General features: G+C 54.0%; 1 protein-coding gene. It reads right to left on the bottom strand.

The features are described from left to right. Positions 1 to 25: 25 nt before the first annotated feature. A protein-coding gene (locus V5T82_RS18100) for an IS3 family transposase (RefSeq protein ID WP_442917974.1) occupies positions 26 to 1,131 on the bottom strand; the annotation gives its coding sequence in 2 pieces (ribosomal slippage) (positions 26 to 876 and positions 876 to 1,131; 1,107 coding nt in all). Positions 1,132 to 1,199 lie beyond the last annotated feature (68 nt).

Here is a 1,199-nt window from a genome sequence, read left to right as displayed (position 1 = left end):
TGACCTGCCCCCACGAACTGGTCACTCATGGTGAGAGTTCCCGCGCATGATATTGGTTCTGTTTTGCAAACTCAATGGGGGTCCTGTACGCCAGTGAGCTGTGCGGTCTTTGGGTGTTGTAATCGATCCTCCAAGCTTCGATGATTTTGCGAGCATCGGCCAGACTTGTAAACCAGTGCTCGTTGAGACATTCATCGCGGAATTTGCCGTTGAAGCTTTCGACAAATGCGTTCTGGATCGGCTTGCCCGGTTCGATAAACAACAGGCGCACGTTGTTGCTGTACGCCCATTCATCCAAAACCTTGCTGATCAGTTCTGGGCCGTTGTCCACGACGATGCCGTTGGGCAAACCGCGTGTATCGGCCAAGCGATCCAAAACCCGAACCACCCGCGCGCCCGGCAAAGACGTATCCACTTCAATGGCCGGACATTCCCGGCTGAAGTCATCGACGATGTTCAAAGCCCTAAACCGCGTGCCATTCGCAAGACCGTCCGAGACAAAGTCCATGGACCAGCGTTCATTGACCCGTTCCGGCAGCAAAATCGGTTGACGGTCTGCAGGACCGATCCGCTTTCTCTTGCGTTTGCGCACCTGCAGACCTTCTTCTTGGTAGATCCGGTGTACGGCCTTGTGGTTCACGCCCCAGCCTTCACGGCGCAGAAGAATGTGCAGGCGACGATACCCAAACCGACGGCGCTCAGCAGCCAGCTCGACGATCCGTTCCCGCAAGCCCTGAACATCAGGTCTGCGGGACTTGTATTGCCAAGTCGAAAGATTGAGGCTGGCCAACCGACAAGCGCGACGCTGAGACAGACCGTGTTCCGAGACCATGTGCGAAACAACGCTGCGCTTGCCAGATGGCCTCACCACTTTCGCGACAAAACATCCTTCAAAGCCACATTGTCCAGCATCTGTTCCGCTAATAGCTTCTTCAGTTTGGCGTTCTCGGATTCCAGTTCGCGCAAACGCTTGGCATCAGACACCTCCATACCACCGAACTTCGACTTCCAGCGATAAAACGTCTGCTCGGAAATACCGTGGCGGCGGATGATCTCCTTAACCGGAAAACCTGCTTCCTGTTCCTTCAAAATATTGATGATCTGTTCGTCTGAAAATCGTTTCTTCATGATGTCCTCCGTAGACAAAGTTTAACGGAAAACTCACATCACGCGTGACTCAGATTCTGGGGGGCAGGTCA

The sequence above is a fragment of the Magnetovibrio sp. PR-2 genome (assembly GCF_036689815.1).
Taxonomy (GTDB): Bacteria; Pseudomonadota; Alphaproteobacteria; order Rhodospirillales; family Magnetovibrionaceae; genus Magnetovibrio.
The sequence above is the reverse complement of the archived record's forward strand: the minus strand, read 5'-3'. Positions and strand labels throughout refer to the sequence as shown.